This window comes from Streptomyces abyssomicinicus (assembly GCF_008974245.1).
GTDB lineage: Bacteria > Actinomycetota > Actinomycetes > Streptomycetales > Streptomycetaceae > Streptomyces > Streptomyces abyssomicinicus.
In genome coordinates this window covers 95,701-110,818 of the sequence record NZ_BBZI01000015.1, presented here as the reverse complement: position 1 = coordinate 110,818, position 15,118 = coordinate 95,701, and the positions used below count along the sequence as shown (strand labels likewise).

Annotated in this window: 15 protein-coding genes; 8 read left to right on the top strand and 7 right to left on the bottom strand. The window is 70.1% G+C overall.

The features are described from left to right. Positions 1-152: 152 nt before the first annotated feature. From GBN72_RS32155 to GBN72_RS32135, 5 genes are all read left to right on the top strand, one after another. Entirely contained in the window at positions 153-650 is a 498-nt protein-coding gene (locus GBN72_RS32155; RefSeq protein ID WP_151775573.1) for an Lrp/AsnC family transcriptional regulator, read from the top strand. Next, positions 635-2,032, top strand: a complete 1,398-nt coding sequence (locus GBN72_RS32150) for an aspartate aminotransferase family protein (protein WP_151775505.1) — start codon at positions 635-637, stop codon at positions 2,030-2,032. Before GBN72_RS32155 ends, GBN72_RS32150 begins: the two co-directional genes overlap by 16 nt. Positions 2,033-2,299: 267 nt before the next feature. Continuing rightward, positions 2,300-3,040 carry an ABC transporter ATP-binding protein gene (locus GBN72_RS32145; protein WP_151775504.1) on the top strand — a complete coding sequence of 247 codons (741 nt, stop codon included), beginning with the start codon at positions 2,300-2,302 and terminating at the stop codon, positions 3,038-3,040. Further along, on the top strand, positions 3,022-4,398 hold the full coding sequence (locus GBN72_RS32140; RefSeq protein WP_151775503.1) for a hypothetical protein: 1,377 nt from the start codon (positions 3,022-3,024) through the stop codon (positions 4,396-4,398). Before GBN72_RS32145 ends, GBN72_RS32140 begins: the two co-directional genes overlap by 19 nt. A gap of 128 nt (positions 4,399-4,526) precedes the next feature. Continuing rightward, on the top strand, positions 4,527-4,934 hold the full coding sequence (locus GBN72_RS32135) for a VOC family protein (protein ID WP_151775502.1): 408 nt from the start codon (positions 4,527-4,529) through the stop codon (positions 4,932-4,934). A 152-nt stretch (positions 4,935-5,086) separates the two neighbouring features. On the opposite strand, the gene GBN72_RS32125 is transcribed toward GBN72_RS32135, so the two are convergent. The 5 genes from GBN72_RS32125 to rlmN all read right to left on the bottom strand — a co-directional run bounded on the left by GBN72_RS32125 (position 5,087) and on the right by rlmN (position 11,092). Further along, positions 5,087-5,884, bottom strand: a complete 798-nt coding sequence (locus tag GBN72_RS32125) for a maleylpyruvate isomerase family mycothiol-dependent enzyme (RefSeq protein ID WP_151775501.1) — start codon at positions 5,882-5,884, stop codon at positions 5,087-5,089. 24 nt (positions 5,885-5,908) lie between these two features. After that, the gene (locus GBN72_RS32120; RefSeq protein WP_151775500.1) at positions 5,909-6,976 is read right to left on the bottom strand and encodes an ABC transporter ATP-binding protein; all 1,068 of its coding nucleotides are present in this window, start codon (positions 6,974-6,976) and stop codon (positions 5,909-5,911) included. 2 nt (positions 6,977-6,978) lie between these two features. Next, entirely contained in the window at positions 6,979-8,655 is a 1,677-nt protein-coding gene (locus GBN72_RS32115) for an ABC transporter permease (RefSeq protein ID WP_439959843.1), read from the bottom strand. Further along, entirely contained in the window at positions 8,634-9,716 is a 1,083-nt protein-coding gene (locus tag GBN72_RS32110; protein ID WP_151775499.1) for a thiamine ABC transporter substrate-binding protein, read from the bottom strand. Before GBN72_RS32110 ends, GBN72_RS32115 begins: the two co-directional genes overlap by 22 nt. Positions 9,717-9,985: 269 nt before the next feature. Next, positions 9,986-11,092 carry a dual-specificity RNA methyltransferase RlmN gene (gene rlmN / locus GBN72_RS32105; RefSeq protein WP_151775498.1) on the bottom strand — a complete coding sequence of 369 codons (1,107 nt, stop codon included), beginning with the start codon at positions 11,090-11,092 and terminating at the stop codon, positions 9,986-9,988. A 375-nt stretch (positions 11,093-11,467) separates the two neighbouring features. Here rlmN and GBN72_RS32100 point away from each other — a divergent pair, with 375 nt between their 5' ends. Then, entirely contained in the window at positions 11,468-12,649 is a 1,182-nt protein-coding gene (locus GBN72_RS32100) for a hypothetical protein (protein WP_151775497.1), read from the top strand. A 328-nt stretch (positions 12,650-12,977) separates the two neighbouring features. Here GBN72_RS32100 and GBN72_RS32095 read toward each other — a convergent pair whose 3' ends face one another. Then, positions 12,978-13,355: a hypothetical protein gene (locus GBN72_RS32095; protein ID WP_174887240.1), complete on the bottom strand. Its 378-nt coding sequence runs from the start codon at positions 13,353-13,355 to the stop codon at positions 12,978-12,980. Positions 13,356-13,362: 7 nt separating this feature from the next. Further along, complete coding sequence (locus GBN72_RS32090; RefSeq protein ID WP_164541001.1) at positions 13,363-13,827, bottom strand: NUDIX hydrolase; 465 nt, start codon at positions 13,825-13,827, stop codon at positions 13,363-13,365. 18 nt (positions 13,828-13,845) lie between these two features. Here GBN72_RS32090 and GBN72_RS32085 point away from each other — a divergent pair, with 18 nt between their 5' ends. Both GBN72_RS32085 and GBN72_RS32080 read left to right on the top strand, forming a co-directional pair. Further along, positions 13,846-14,625: a GntR family transcriptional regulator gene (locus GBN72_RS32085; RefSeq protein WP_151775496.1), complete on the top strand. Its 780-nt coding sequence runs from the start codon at positions 13,846-13,848 to the stop codon at positions 14,623-14,625. Between the two features lie 138 nt (positions 14,626-14,763). Next, positions 14,764-15,117: an SCO3933 family regulatory protein gene (locus GBN72_RS32080; protein ID WP_151775495.1), complete on the top strand. Its 354-nt coding sequence runs from the start codon at positions 14,764-14,766 to the stop codon at positions 15,115-15,117. Position 15,118 lies beyond the last annotated feature (1 nt).

Sequence of the window (15,118 nt, the reverse complement as noted above, 5' to 3'; positions counted from 1 at the left end):
TGCGGAACGTCTCGTTACTTGAGACGCCCACCCTAGTCCGGGCACCGGCGTTTACGACACCCCCACCCCGGTGTTTCCTGCGAAATCCGCAGCCGAATGGCTGACGGACGACGGATTTCATCGATTCGCTCTTGCCGGACAACCGATCGGTCGTGCAGAGTGGCGGCGTGGCCAGTCGAAACGCAGACCCGAGCAACGGCGCCCCGCACCTGGACTCCGTCTCCCTCGCGATCATCGAGCAGCTCCAGGAGGACGGCAGGCGCCCGTACGCCGCGATCGGCAAGGCGGTGGGCCTCTCCGAGGCGGCCGTGCGGCAGCGGGTGCAGAAGCTGCTGGACCAAGGCGTGATGCAGATCGTGGCGGTGACCGACCCGCTCACCGTGGGGTTCCGCCGTCAGGCCATGGTCGGCGTCCACGTCGAGGGCGACGTGGAGGCGGTGGCCGAGGCGGTCGGCGCCATGGACGAGGCCGAGTACGTGGTGATGACCGCGGGCTCCTTCGACCTGATCGTGGAGATCGTCTGCGAGGACGACGACCACATGCTCGAAGTGATCAACCGCCGGATACGCGCCGTCCCCGGAGTGCGCTCCACCGAGAGTTTCGTCTACCTCAAGCTCAAGAAGCAGACATACATGTGGGGAACGCGATAACCGTGAACAGCCAGGATCCCAGCAGCAACGATCGGAGCAGGTCCGCCTACGACCATCTCTGGATGCACTTCACCCGCATGTCGTCGTACGAGAACGCTCCCGTGCCGACGATCGTGCGGGGCGAGGGCGTCCACATCTACGACGACACCGGAAAGCGGTACCTGGACGGCCTCGCGGGCCTGTTCGTGGTCCAGGCGGGCCACGGCCGCGCCGAGCTGGCCGAGACCGCGGCCCGGCAGGCGCGGGAGCTGGCGTTCTTCCCCGTCTGGTCCTACGCCCACCCGAAGGCGGTCGAGCTGGCCGAGCGGCTGGCGCACCACGCCCCGGGCGACCTGAACAAGGTCTTCTTCACCACCGGCGGCGGGGAGGCGGTGGAGACCGCCTGGAAGCTGGCCAAGCAGTACTTCAAGCTGACCGGGAAGCCCACCAAGTACAAGGTGATCTCCCGCGCCACCGCCTACCACGGCACCCCGCAGGGCGCCCTCTCGATCACCGGGCTGCCCGCCCTGAAGGCGCCGTTCGAGCCGCTGGTGCCGGGCGCGCACAAGGTGTCCAACACCAACATCTACCGCGCCCCCGTCCACGGCGACGACCCGGAGGCGTTCGGCCGCTGGGCCGCCGACCAGATCGAGCAGCAGATCCTCTTCGAGGGCCCCGACACGGTCGCCGCGGTCTTCCTGGAGCCGGTGCAGAACGCGGGCGGCTGCTTCCCGCCGCCGCCCGGGTACTTCCGACGGGTCCGCGAGATCTGCGACACCTACGACGTGCTGCTCGTGTCCGACGAGGTCATCTGCGCCTTCGGCCGCCTGGGCACCATGTTCGGCTGCGAGAAGTTCGGCTACCAGCCGGACATGATCACCTGCGCCAAGGGGATGACCTCGGGCTACTCCCCGATAGGAGCCTGCATCGTCTCGGACCGGATCGCCGAGCCGTTCTACCGGGGCGACAACGTCTTCCTGCACGGCTACACCTTCGGCGGCCACCCGGTCTCCGCGGCGGTGGCGATGGCCAACCTGGACATCTTCGAGTCGGAGAAGCTCAACCAGCACGTGCTGGACCACGAGGCGGCGTTCCTCGGCACACTGCGCAGGCTGCACGACCTGCCGATCGTGGGCGACGTGCGCGGCAACGGGTTCTTCTACGGGATCGAGTTGGTCAAGGACAAGAACACCAAGGAGACCTTCGACGCGGAGGAGACCGAGCGGATCCTCTACGGGTTCGTCTCGAAGAAGCTCTTCGAGAACGGCCTCTACTGCCGGGCCGACGACCGCGGCGACCCGGTGGTCCAGCTGGCGCCGCCGCTGATCTCGGACCAGGGCACCTTCGACGAGATCGAGCAGATCCTCCGCGCGACGCTCACGGAGGCATGGACCAAGCTCTGACGCCGGTCCCCCCGCGGCCGGGCCGGGCGGCCCCTCACCTCTCCGCCCGGCCCACCAGCTCCCCATCCCAGGCGGATGAGCTGACCGTGTGACAAATCCGTCGCCGCCCGGGGCCGGACGGGTGAGACACGGCACTCGCAGGCCGCGGCCTCGCACGGCCGCCGCCCGGTTCTACCTAGCGTGCCCAGTGACCGATCGGGTCTGCCTTCGTTCCCCCGGACGGGGGACACGCAGGATGAAAACGCGATCTGAACCGAGGTGACGCCCGTGGAGGCCCCGCCGGACAACGACGTGCTCTGGGCCCGTGCCCTGCACTTCACGCATCGCGACCGCACGCCCGGGCTGAACGGCGTGTCGCTGGGTGTCGGGGACGGCGAGATCCTCGCCGTCGGCGGCCCCCGCGGCAGCGGCAAGACGACCTTGCTGCGCTGCCTGTCGGGCACGCTGACGCCGACCAAGGGGGAGGTCTGGTTCAACAACACGCCCGTGCACACCTTGGGCCCGCTGGGCCGCGAACGCCTGCGCCGCGAGCGGTTCGCCTGGGTCGGCCCCGAGCCCGGGCTCGTCGCGGAGCTGAACGTCTGGGAGAACGCCGCCCTGCCGCTGATGCTGCGCGGCATGGGCCGCCGCCGGGCGAAGGAGCGGGCCGTCGACTGGCTGGAACGCCTCGACGTCGGCTCCGTCGCCCGCCGGAACCCCCTCGAGCTCGACCAGGCGCAGCGCCAGCGGGTGGCGATCGCCCGTGCTCTCGCGCCGTCGCCCACCGTGCTGTTCGCCGACGAGCCCACCGCCCCCCTGCACCGCGCCGACCGGGTACACGTGCTGCGGACCCTGATGGCCGCGGCCCGCTCGCACGACATCACGGTGGTGCTGGCCACCGGCGACCTGGAGGCGGCCGCCCTGGCCGACCGCGTCGTCCATCTCCTCGACGGACGCCGCGTCAGCAACGCGCAGCTGCCCCCGGCTGCCGGCACGGAGGGGCGCGCCGCGTGCTCGCTCTCCGTCTAGGCCGCCGCTCCGGCACCGCCGTCCAGCTCCGCCGGCTGATGGTCGCGGCGGCCTCCGGCGGCACCGGGTTCCTGCTGCTGTCCTCCCTCGGCCACGCCCTGGCCCACCCCGAGGCCCCGGGCGCCGCCACCGTCCGCCTGGCCTGGTGCGCCGCGCCGCTGGCCGCCACCGTCTACTTCGCCGTGGCGGTGGCCCGCACCGATCCGGGGACCCGTCCACGGCCGGGGCTGTCGGCGATCGGCCTCGGTCCCGGCCGTCTGATGGCCGTCTCCGCGGTCACCACGGCGCTCAGCTGCCTCCTCGGTTCGCTCCTGGCGCTGCTGTTCTTCCTCCACCTGCGCGGCGACCTCACCGGGATGCCGTTCGACGGCGGGGCGGCCGCGCTTCTCGCGGCCGGCCGGCCCCTGCCGCTTCCGGCCGCCCTCACCCTGCTCACCCTGGTCCCGCTGATCGCCTCCGCGGCGACCGCGCTGGCCCTGCGCCCCCGGGAGGCGGGCGGCCTGCGCGGTGCGGCCCGCCGCCACATCGCCGACGCCCGCCGCCGGGAACACGACGCGGACACGGGTGCCGGGGGCAGGACGGCCCCCGCCACCGGCGTCGGCACCGGGGTCGACACCGACGTCGTCACCGATGTGGTCACCGATGTCGTCACGGACACCGGCTTGGACGCCGACACCGCCACCGCCGGCACCACCACCGGCACCGCCACGGCGACCGCCCCGGCCACGGCTCCGGTCGCCGGTGCCGCACCGGCGCGGCTCACCGCCGTCCCCGACGGGTTGCCCTGGGGTGTCGCCGTCCTGGTCACCGGTCTGGGCGTCGCCGGCTACGCGAACCGTGCGGGCGTCGCCCTCACCCCCGACCTGTCGCTGGTTCCCGCGGGTCTGCTCGCCGGATGGGCGCTGGCCGCGCTGGGGCTGGCGCTGATCGGGCCGGGCCTGACCCACCTGTGCGGCAGGGCCCTCCAGGCCGTCCGGCCGGGCGCGGTCCGGCTGCTGGCGGGGCGGGTGCTGATGGCGGAGGCCTCGCGCATCGGCCGCCCGCTGGGCGTGGTCGCGGCGGTCGCCGCGCTGGCCTACGCGCTGGTCCTCCGGTACGACCTGGGCGGTCCGGTCCTCGGCCCGCTGGGTGTGCTGGGCGCCGTCCTGGTGGCCGGCTGCGCGGCGGCCACCCTGGTCACGGCCGGGATCGAGGTGCGGCAGCTGCGCGCCGACACCATGCTCGCGCTGCTGCGGGTCGGCGCCCCGGCCACCACCCTGCGCGCCTGCGCCGCCCTGCGCGCGGGCGTCCTGCTCGCCGTCTTCGGACCGCTCACCGTGACGGTGGCCGAGCTGGCCTCCCTCACCCCGGGCGGCTGACACCACTGATCGCGGCGGGTGGGCAACCCGTCGAAGAAGGGCGCCGGAACCGCGATGAGTTCGGCGCCCTTCGGCGGTCTTCCCTACATCCGCACCACGTTCGAACGACGTACGGAAGAAGGCTTCCCATGTACCAGCAGATGATCTTCGTGAACCTGCCCGTCCGCGACATCGACGCCTCGAAGAAGTTCTTCAGCGAACTCGGCTACACCATCAACCCGCAGTTCTCCGACGAGACCACCGCTTCGGTGGTCATCTCCGAACACATCATCGTGATGCTGCTCTCGCACGAGAAGTACGCGCAGTTCACCACCAAGGAGATCGCCGACTCCACCCGGACCAGCGAGGTGCTGGTCGCGCTGAGCGCCGAGAGCCGCGAGAAGGTCGACGAGCTGGTCGACCGGGCACTCGCCCTGGGCGCGGTCGAGCCGCGCGAGAAGCAGGACCTGGGCTTCATGTACGGCCGTGCCTTCGAGGACCTCGACGGTCACACCTTCGAGGTCGCCTGGATGGACCCGGCGACCATCGAGGGCTGAGCACCGCCGGGCGGGACCGCGCCGGACCCGTCGGCGGGGTCCCGCCGGCCCGCTTCGGCGGGCGGACCGGCCGGCGCGGGGCCGGCCGGCGCAGGTCCGGCCGGCGCGGGACCGGCGGTGGGCCGGTCAGCGCGGGGCGGTGGCCGGGCCGGTCAGCCCCACTTGGTGCGCTCCAGCCAGAAGTCCAGCAGCCGCCGGTCGCCCAGCACATCCAGCCCGCCCGCGTCCGGCGCCTGCCGGCGGTGGAAGGCCATCATGACCTCGGCCAGCGGCCCGCGGAGCGCCACGTCGGCCTTGGTGTGCTCCCGGCGCCAGGCGAGACCGCCGTCGGCGAGCTCGATCAGCCACTCGGCGTCGAGCCCGGCGGGCGCGTCGGTGGCGTGCAGGTGGAGGGTGAGCCCGCCGCGCCGGAGTTCGGCGGCGTCCTTGTCGTCCGGGTCCTGCTGTGCGAACCGGACGATCTCCAGCCACTCCTCGATCGTGTCGGCGGCCACCTCCGGCGCCACCTCGTAGGGCCGGCCCGCGGCCAGTGCCGCGTCCGCGCGGTGGACGGCCAGCTCGTTGCACATCCGGCGGGCCCAGAACCCGGCGGTGTGGTCCTGGTACCAGGACCACACCGGGGTGTCGGGCGCCGCCGCGCGCAGCGCCTCGGCCAGCAGCCGGCCGGACTCCCCGAACCACGTGTCCAGCGCCGCGGCGTCGCCCCGCTCCGCCGGGCCGTCGAGGAGCGGGACCTGCTCGTCGGGGATGTTCCCGGTGGCCCGTTCCGACACCAGCAGCGCCGCCCAGCGCAGCGCTCCGCCGACGTGCCGGACCAGCTCCTCCAGGGTCCAGTCCGGGCAGGTGGGCACCGTCGCGGTGAGGTCGGTGTCCGAGGTCAGGAGCGACCTCAGCAGGGTCACCTGCCGCTCGGTGTGAGCGATGTGGTCCGCATACGTAAGAGTGATCATCACGCGCACCCTAAGCCCTGCGGGTCAGTCCAGCACCACGATTTCCCCGGCGTCGAAGGAGACGCCCACGGTGTCGCCCGGCGCGGGCGCGTCCCGCAGCGGGCACACGGCCTCCAGCTCCGGCGCCCTCCCCTCGGGGCGCAGCCGCAGCGAGACCTGGGCGCCCTGGAAGGTACGCCCCGCCACCAGGCACCGCAGCACTCCCCCGGACCCGTCCCCGGTCCCGGTCCCCTCACCGGCTCCGGACGCGTCCCCGGACGCCACCCGGACGCCCGACGGCCGCACCAGCACGGTCCGTTCGCCCTGCGCGGAGCCCTCGGGCACCGGCGCCCTGCCCCACGGGGTGTCCGCGACCGTCCCGGTGACCGTCGCCCGCGCGACGTTCTCGAAGCCGAGGAACCGGGCGACGAAGGCGTCCGCGGGCCGCTGCCAGACCTCCAGGGGGGTGCCGGACTGGGCGATCCGCCCGTCGCGCATCACCACCACCCGGTCGGCGAGCGCGAAGGCCTCGCCCTGGTCGTGCGTGACGGCCAGCACCGTGGTCCCCAACCTGCCGAAGAGGTCGCGTAGTTCGACGACCAGCCGCTCCCGCAGGGTGCGGTCGAGCTGGCCGAGCGGCTCGTCCAGCATCAGCAGCCGAGGGCTGGGCGCCAGCGCGCGGGCCAGGGCGACGCGCTGCTGCTCGCCGCCGGAGAGCGTGCCCACGGCCCGCCGCCCGGCACCGGGCAGACCGACCAGTTCCAGCAACTCCGCGACCCGCTCGGCCTGTTCACCGCGGCCCACGCCGCGCATCCGCAGCCCGAACGCCACGTTCCCGGCCACGTCGCGCTGCGGGAAGAGCTGGTGGTCCTGGAACATCAGGCCCACGCCCCGCCGGTGTGCGGGAACCCGCGCCTGGTCGCGGCCGTCCAGCAGCACCCGTCCGGCGTCCGTCGGCTGGAGCCCCGCGACGGCGCGCAGCAACGTCGACTTGCCGCTGCCGCTGGGGCCGAGCACGCAGACGATCTCGTGCTCGGCGACCGCCAGATCCACCGCGTCCAGGGCGGCACCCCCGCCGAACCGGACCGTCGCACCCTCCAGGCTGAGCAGCATCGTCAGAACTCTCCCGTCCGGTCGCCGCGCAGCCGCTCCAGCACCAGCAACGCCACCGCGCACACCACCATCAAGATCACCGAAAGGGCCATGGCCTGGCCGTAGTTGAGGTCTCCGGGCCGCCCGATCAGCTTGGCCACGGCGACCGGAAGGGTCGGGTTGTCGGGCCGCGCGATGAACACCGTCGCCCCGAACTCCCCCAGTGAGACGGCGAAGGCGAACCCGGCGGCGATCAGCAGCGCCCGCCGCACCATCGGCAGGTCCACCTCCCGCCACACCCGCCACGGCGAGGCGCCGAGCACGGCGGCGGCCTCCCGCAGCCGGTGGTCGACGGCCCGCAGCACCGGCAGCATGGTCCGCACCACGAACGGCACGCCGACCAGGGCCTGCGCCAGCGGGACCAGGATCCAGGTGGCCCGCAGGTCCAGCGGCGGCTCGTCCAGCGCGATCAGGAAGCCGAAGCCCACGGTCACCGCGGAGACGCCCAGCGGCAGCATCAGCAGCGCGTCGAACCCGCGCACCCACCGTCCGGCGTCCCGCCGGGCCAGCGCGGCCGCGGCCAGGCCGCCGATCACCACGGCGATCGCGGTGGCGGCCAGCGCGTACTCCAGCGAGTTCCCCACCGCCTCGACCGGCGCGGCCAGGAAGGCCCCGCCGTCCTCCTCGGTGAGCGCCCGGTAGTAGCCGAGCCCGGCCGAGAAGGAACGCTGCACCAGGACCGCCGGCGGCAGCACGATCAGCACGGCCGTCACCAGCAGCACCCCGGCGATCAGCAACCACTGCCCTGCGCCGCGCGGCGGGCGGGCGGTGGTGGCGGGATCGACCAGCCGCAGCGTGGCCTCCCGCCGCCGCACCGTCCAGGCGTGCACGGCGAGCACCCCGCCGACGGCGGCGAACTGCACCAGGCTGAGCACGGCGGCGGTGGTGAGGTCCAGCAGGTCGGCGGTCCTGCGGTAGATCTCGGTCTCCAGCGTGGAGACGCCGGGACCGCCCAGCACCTGCACGATGCCGAACGAGGTGAAGGTGAACAGGAAGATCATCAGTGCCGCGGCGGCGATCGCCGGACCCAGCGCCGGCAGGGTCACCGTCCGCCACGCGGCGAAGCGCGAGGCGCCCAGCATCCGGGCGGCCTCCTCCTGCCCCGGGTCGAGCTGCGCCCACAGCCCGCCGACCGTGCGCACGACCACCGCGAAGTTGACGAAGACGTGCGCGAGCAGGATCGCCCACACGGTGCCGTCCAGCCGGACGCCCCACAGCTCGTCGAAGAGTCCGCCACGGCCGATCACCGCGAGGAAGGCGGCGCCGGCCACCACCGTCGGCAGCACGAACGGCACGGTGACGACGGCCCGCAGCAGCTCCCGGCCCGGGAACCGCAGCCGGGCGAAGACGTAGGCGGCGGGCAGCGCGATCACCAGGGTGAGCGCCGTCGAGGCCAGCGCCTGCCACAGCGTGAACCAGAGGACGTCGCGTACCTCCGGCCGTGCCAGCGTCCGCGCGGCCTCCGCGAGCCGCCAGACCCCGTCCTCGCCGCGCAGTCCGCGCAGGACGATGGCGACGACGGGGTAGGCGAAGAAGACCGCGAAGAACGCGACCGGCACGGCCATCAGGCCGAGCCGCGCCGCGTCGCTCCGCAGCCTGCCCCGGGTGGCGGTGGTCGTCACAGGACGAGCGAGGTCCACGCGTCGACCCACTGGTCACGGTTGGCGGCGATCTTCTCGGGCGCCAGCGTCTTCGGGTCCTCGGCCACCGCGCCGTGCTCGGTGAACGCCTCCGGCAGTTCGGCGTCCGCGCGGACCGGGTTGACGAACATGTTGAGCGGCAGGTCCTCCTGGAACCGCTTGGAGACCAGGAAGTCCAGCAGCGCCTTGCCGCCCTCGGGGTTCTTCGCGTTCTTCAGCAGGCCCGCGTACTCGACCTGGCGGAAGCAGGTCCCGGTGGCCACACCGGTCGGCGCCTCCTCCGGCTGCGGGTCGGCGTAGATCACCTCGACGGGCGGGGAGGAGGCGTAGGAGACGACCAGCGGCCGTTCGCCGCCCGCCTGCTTGCCGCCCGCGGAGCCGGAGAACTCCTCGTTGTAGGCCTGCTCCCAGCCGCTGACCACCTTGAGGCCGTTGGCCTTGAGCTTCTTCCAGTAGTCCTGCCAGCCCTTGTCGCCGTACTCGGCGGCGGTGCCCAGCAGGAAGCCGAGACCGGGCGAGGAGGTGCCGGCGTTCTCGGTGACCAGCAGGTTCTTGTACTCGGGCTTGACCAGGTCGTCGAGGGTCTTCGGCGGCTGGAGGCCCTTCTCGTCGAAGTACGCCTTGTCGTAGTTGACGCAGACGTCGCCGGTGGTGACCGGGGTGGCGGCGTCGCCCTCGACCTTGAACTCCTCGCCGATCTTCGCCGACTCCCCGGCCCGGTAGGGCTCGAAGACCTCGTTGTCGAGGGCGCGTGAGAGGAGCGTGTTGTCCACGCCGAACAGGACGTCGCCCTGCGGGTGGTCCTTGGTGAGAACGGCCTTGTTGAGCGCCTGTCCGGCGTCGCCGTCCTCGAGGACCTTGACCTTGAACCCGCTCTCCTTCTCGAAGGCGGCGATCACCTCCTTGGAGGCGGCCCACGAGTCGTGGCTGACCAGGGTGACGGTCTTCCCTCCGGACGCCTGCGGCTCGTCCCCGGAACCGGAACCACCGGAGCCGCACGCGGAGAGGGCGAGGGCGAGGACGGCCGCCGTCGCGGCGGCGGGCTTCTGGCGGATGTGCACGGTATTTCCTCCTGGCTGACCAGGAAGAGACGCGGCCCTGCCCGGGGACCACGACGGTCCCCGGGCAGGGCGCAACAGCTCGAGTTGACCGAACTCCCTACCCAGAATGACCTGGGCGAGGTTCAGAGGGTCTGCGGTCGGTACCGCACTCTCAGCGCTGCAGCGCTCCCCTGTCGGATATCACTATGCGTATGTAGGTACTGCGTATTCGGGTACTGCGTATGTAGGTACTGCGTACGACGGTAGGTCCCGCGTACGACGAGGTCAGATTACCGCTCGGTGGCGGCCAGCTGGCCACAGGCCCCGTCGATCTCCTGGCCTCGGGTGTCGCGGACCGTCACGGGCACCCCGTGCGAGGCGATCGCCTCGACGAACGCCTTCTCGTCCTCGGGCCGCGAGGCGGTCCACTTGGAGCCCGGCGTCGGGTTCAGCGGGATCAGGTTCACGTGCGCGGGCTTGCCCTTGAGCAGCCGGCCCAGCCGGTCGCCGCGCCAGGCCTGGTCGTTGATGTCGCGGATCAGCGCGTACTCGATGGACAGGCGCCGCCCGGACCTGGCGGCGTACTCCCAGCCCGCGTCCAGCACCTCACGCACCTTCCAGCGCGTGTTCACCGGGACCAGGGTGTCGCGCAGCTCGTCGTCCGGGGCGTGCAGCGAGATCGCCAGGCGGCACTTGAAGCCCTCGTCGGAGAACCGGTTGATGGCGGGGACCAGGCCGACCGTGGAGACGGTGATGCCGCGCTGGGACAGGCCCAGCCCGTCGGGCTCCGGGTCGGTGAGCCGGCGGATGGCGCCGACCACCCGGTTGTAGTTGGCGAGCGGCTCGCCCATGCCCATGAACACGATGTTGCTGAGCCGCGCGGGGCCGCCGGGGATCTCCCCGTCGCGCAGGGCCCGCATGCCGTCCACGATCTGGTGGACGATCTCCGCGGTGGACAGGTTCCGGTCCAGCCCGGCCTGGCCGGTGGCGCAGAACGGGCAGTTCATGCCGCAGCCGGCCTGGGAGCTGATGCACATGGTCACCCGGTCCGGGTAGCGCATCAGCACCGACTCGACGAGCGTGCCGTCGAACATCTTCCAGAGCGTCTTGCGGGTGGTGCCCTCGTCGGTGGACAGGTGCCGCAGCGGCGTCATCAGCTCCGGGAGCAGCGCCTCCTGGAGCTTGGCCCGCGAGGCGGCGGGGATGTCCGTCCACTGCTCCGGGTCGTGCGCGTACCGCGCGAAGTAGTGCGTCGAGAGCTGCTTGGCGCGGAACGGCTTCTCGCCGATCGCGGCCACCGCTTCCTTGCGCTCGGCGGGCGTGAGGTCGGCGAGGTGCCGCGGCGGCTTCTTGGCTCCGCGCGGGGCGACGAAAGTGAGTTCTCCGGGCTTAGGCATGGCTGTACCAGTGTCGCAGATCAACTTCCGTGACCTGCTGCTGTTGCCCTCCAGGACTGTCGTCAGTGATTGCCATCCGTCACCACTGAGTGACCTCGGACGGCCCAGAGACGGCCCGGCAGAAGCCACTCGTCGGCAGTCAGCTACTCATCGAGTCACACCTCTCGGCAGTTGGGCAGCGCGTCAGAGCGCCTCACCGCAACGACAGCCCTCTCACCAAGGTACGGGGCGCACCTAGGCACCCCACACCTTGCGGACAGACATAGCAATAGGGCGCAGGACAGCACGACAGGCAGCCGTCGCCATCCTTCTCCAAAAGGCACCACGAAGCACTACTTCCTGGAATATCATGCACGGACTGTCCCTGGAGGAGACATGGCCGAAAACGCAACGCCCCCCTTTGCTCAGCTTTTTTCTGGCGTGACCGTAGGAAAAATTCGTGACGTTATATCGAAGTCTGGGTACCCATTCCAAGCCGTGATCGCGGAAGTATTTCGCGAATCCTCGTTGCGCGATGCGGGACAGCTAGAGATTCAAGAAGAGTGGGCTTACGTTGACCGCGAGTCAGGAGAGACCAGGTCAGTCGACCTCTTCGTGAATACCGTTTTTAGGCATGGATACGAGCACCCTGAGTCCAAGATCAGAGCAAGTCTCAGCTTGGTCGTTGAATGCAAGCAGAGCGAATTGCCCTACATTTTCTTCCTTCGTCACTCCCCTCCAACCAGTCGCAGCACATTCCCGGAATTCGGAGGACTTAACTCCACGGATATCCGCGTCTTCCCGGAAGGCGAACTCGGCGGCATCCGGCAAAATGAGGATTTCTCCATTTGGATGAGCGCCAGTGACGCTCTCGCTCTACATGAACTGCCCTTTTTCAACGCTCCGGCACCTTATGCAATTTCTCTCGCTAAGGCAGTTAGGCGCGGTGCGAAATTGGAGCTAACAGGCGAGGAAGCTTACCGAGGAATCACTCTGCCCCTCCTCAAGGCAGCCGATCACCTGCACTCCCTCAACCAACCCCAACCAAACAGCGTTCTGGTCTTTCCAAAAATTATCGTCAACCTAGCTGTGGTTCGGGCGCCTATGGTGGGGACGTTCCTCCACGCGGGAGAACAAGAGCTAATGGCACTCCCCTGGGTTCGAGTCGGGCATCTTGAGCCCACCCTCCCTGATCAGCTAGATCGACAACGAGCCCGGATCACTGGCAATGTCCGGTACTTTGACGTGGTCCACGAATCGTTTTTGCCACGATATCTGGAAGTATTGGCGCGTGACGCCACCAGCGCAGCCGAGCGGCTCCACCTGCACTCCACCGAGATAGCGGCAGGAGTAGCAATGTCAGACTTCGCGGAGGGCCATGAAGGATTGAAGCCGTTGCCGGAGAATCACGGCCTCGACCTCGAAAAACCTTGCCACATGCACATCGGCCGGTCGCCGAACGCTCTCTCCATCTCGGTAACCAAAACCGGTGGCGAAATATCCGACTCAGAATCCTCGGCGGTTGTGGGATGGATTGACGGCTACCCGTGGCTGGATAGACCCAGCGGCGACGATTGAGGCAGAGGTCGGCGGAGCGGCTTTGGGCTGGAGCTGCTTTGGGGCGAGTGATCATGGCCCCGTAAGCTGATGGCGAGTCGGGCAGTCAGTGGACCTGCCCGTAAAGCACGACGTTGGGGCCATGATCTTCGAGGCTCGCCCCAAAGTGGCTGCCTAAAGCCGTGGAGCCGACCGCCCCAGCCACAGAGGGGTTCTCCCCACTTCATGCCCGCAGCCGCCGAGCGCGCCGCCGGGCGCGGCCAGCCGGGGCGAAGACAGGAGGCAGGCCGCGCCGCAGAGGCGGCGCGCGCCCGCGCCGTGCGCGGGCCTTGATGAAGTAGAGAAACTCTTACCGCGCCGTCTGGCTGCGCTCCGCTCGGTATTCGTCGAACAGGCTGAAGAACAGGTCCATGGCTGACTGATCGGCTGCCTGCGCCTCGCGCTCGATCTCGGCGGCCCAGCTCAGCGAACTGTGCCGTCCGAGCCGCTGCCACAGCCAGTCGCTGAAGGGACCCGGCTTGCCAGGACTCCAGAAGGGCCAGTCGTCATCGACATCGCGCAGGTTCAGTGCGATGCGGTAGCCCACCAGCATCGAATCGAGGTGCAGCAGGGAGCCGCCACGCACCCACATCCCTGGACGCAAGCGGATCGCGTCGAGAAGCTCGTAGACGTCGTTCAGCTCGCTCGCATGCTTCGGGGCGCGTCCAGACGCGTCGGATGCCGGCACTGTGTTCCTACCGGGTGAGAAGCTGTCGGCCGTCGTGGCTCCGCACATGAGGGCCCGCCCCATCGAGGGCGTCCAGGAGCCGGATCGAGTAGACCTCGGCCATGTACTCCGTGACCTCGTCGGGCGTCAGCCACTCGACGGCCGTCGACTCACTCGACGTTCGCTCGGCGCCGCCCGCGGGCTTGCAGCGGAACACCAGGGCAACGATGCCCCGGGTCGTGTTCTTGTAGACCCCAGTCAGTTGGTCCACCTCGACGTGAACGCCGGTCTCTTCCCAGACTTCGCGTCGTACCCCTGCCTCGGGGGTCTCCTCGAGTTCGAGTACACCGCCGGGAAGTTCCCAGTGACCGTTGTCTGCCCGGCGAATGGCCAGCAGTCGGCCGTCATCGCGGATCACCACTCCGGCGACGGACACGGAGTGCATCGGCGTTGACTGGCCTTCCGGGGCGCTGTTACTCATGTACAGGAGCATAGGAGAGTGAGAAGGACTATGGGAACAGCCGTAGGAGGTGGGAGGGCCGTACCGAGGTACGTCCAAATCGCCGAGGAGATCGTCCAGCAGATCCGCGCCGGGGTGCTCAAGCCTGGCGACCTGGTGCCGAGTGAATCCGAGTTGGTCGATCGCTACGGCGTGGCCGGCGGCACCATCCGCAAAGCGATGGTCGAGGTCCGGGCGAGCGGGCTCGTGGAGACCCGGCACGGCAAGGGCTCGATCGTGAAGGACCGGCCGCCCGTGCGGCTCCGCTCCTCCGACCGCTTCCGCGCCTCGCACCGCCGAGGGGGCAAGGCGGCCTACCTCGCCGAGTCGGCCCGATCCGGCGCGACCGCCAAGGTGAGCGTCCTCTACATCGGCCCCATGGAGGCCCCGGAGGAGATCGCGGAACGCCTCGACATCTCCGCCGGCACCCAGGTCCTCGCGCGACGCCGCCTCTACTTCCGCAACGGCGTCCCGGTGGAGACCGCCACCTCCTACCTTCCTTGGGACGTGGTCAAGGACATCCCCGAGCTGTTCTCCGAGAACCCCGGCCCGGGTGGCATCTACGCCCGCCTGGAGGACGACGGCCACATCTTCACCGAGTTCGTGGAGACGCTTCAGGCTCGGCCGGCGGCCAAGGCCGAAGCCTCCGAACTCGCCCTCAGCCCCGGCTCCCCGGTCATCCACCTGCTGCGGAACGCCGTCACCGAAGCCGGTCGCGTGGTCGAGGTGTGCGACACCCTCATGGCCGCTGACCAGTTCATCTTCGAGTACCGCATCCCCGCCGCGGACTGACACCACCTCAACTCCCCGCAGCCCGCCGAGACTTCTTCGTCTCGGCGGGTTGACTCATGTATAGGAGTCATGCACTCTTCTTCATGTCACTCCTATACATGAGTGACGGAGTCGCACACTTCTAGAGGAGTGATCTTTGTGCGTCAGATCCCCGTGGACACCACCAACGCGACCGTGATGGTCGCCAAGGCCCCGCAGCCCAAGGTCAAGGACCGCCGGACCGGTGAGATCGCCACCGACAAGGACGGCGTCACGCTGATGACCGTGGAGGTCATGTTCTCCACGCCCGACGAGGTCGAGATCCTCAAGCTCACCGTCCCGCAGCCCGGCGTCTCCGAGGACCTGACCATGGGCACCCCGGTCGCGCTGACCGGCCTGGTCGCCTCGGCGTGGGAGAACGAGTTCAACGGCCAGAAGCGGCACGGGATCGCCTTCCGCGCGGTCGCGGTGACCTCGCTCGCCACCGGTGCTTCTGCCTCGAAGGCGGCCTGAG

Bases quoted from the DNA above. Each gene is read 5' to 3' on its own strand.
- GBN72_RS32135 (WP_151775502.1), top strand. From the start codon at position 4,527: ATGTACCAGCAGATGATCTTCGTGAACCTGCCCGTCCGCGACATCGAC.
- GBN72_RS32125 (WP_151775501.1), bottom strand. From the start codon at position 5,884: ATGATCACTCTTACGTATGCGGACCACATCGCTCACACCGAGCGGCAG.
- GBN72_RS32120 (WP_151775500.1), bottom strand. From the start codon at position 6,976: ATGCTGCTCAGCCTGGAGGGTGCGACGGTCCGGTTCGGCGGGGGTGCC.
- rlmN (WP_151775498.1), bottom strand. From the start codon at position 11,092: ATGCCTAAGCCCGGAGAACTCACTTTCGTCGCCCCGCGCGGAGCCAAG.
- GBN72_RS32100 (WP_151775497.1), top strand. From the start codon at position 11,468: ATGGCCGAAAACGCAACGCCCCCCTTTGCTCAGCTTTTTTCTGGCGTG.
- GBN72_RS32090 (WP_164541001.1), bottom strand. From the start codon at position 13,827: ATGCTCCTGTACATGAGTAACAGCGCCCCGGAAGGCCAGTCAACGCCG.
- GBN72_RS32085 (WP_151775496.1), top strand. From the start codon at position 13,846: ATGGGAACAGCCGTAGGAGGTGGGAGGGCCGTACCGAGGTACGTCCAA.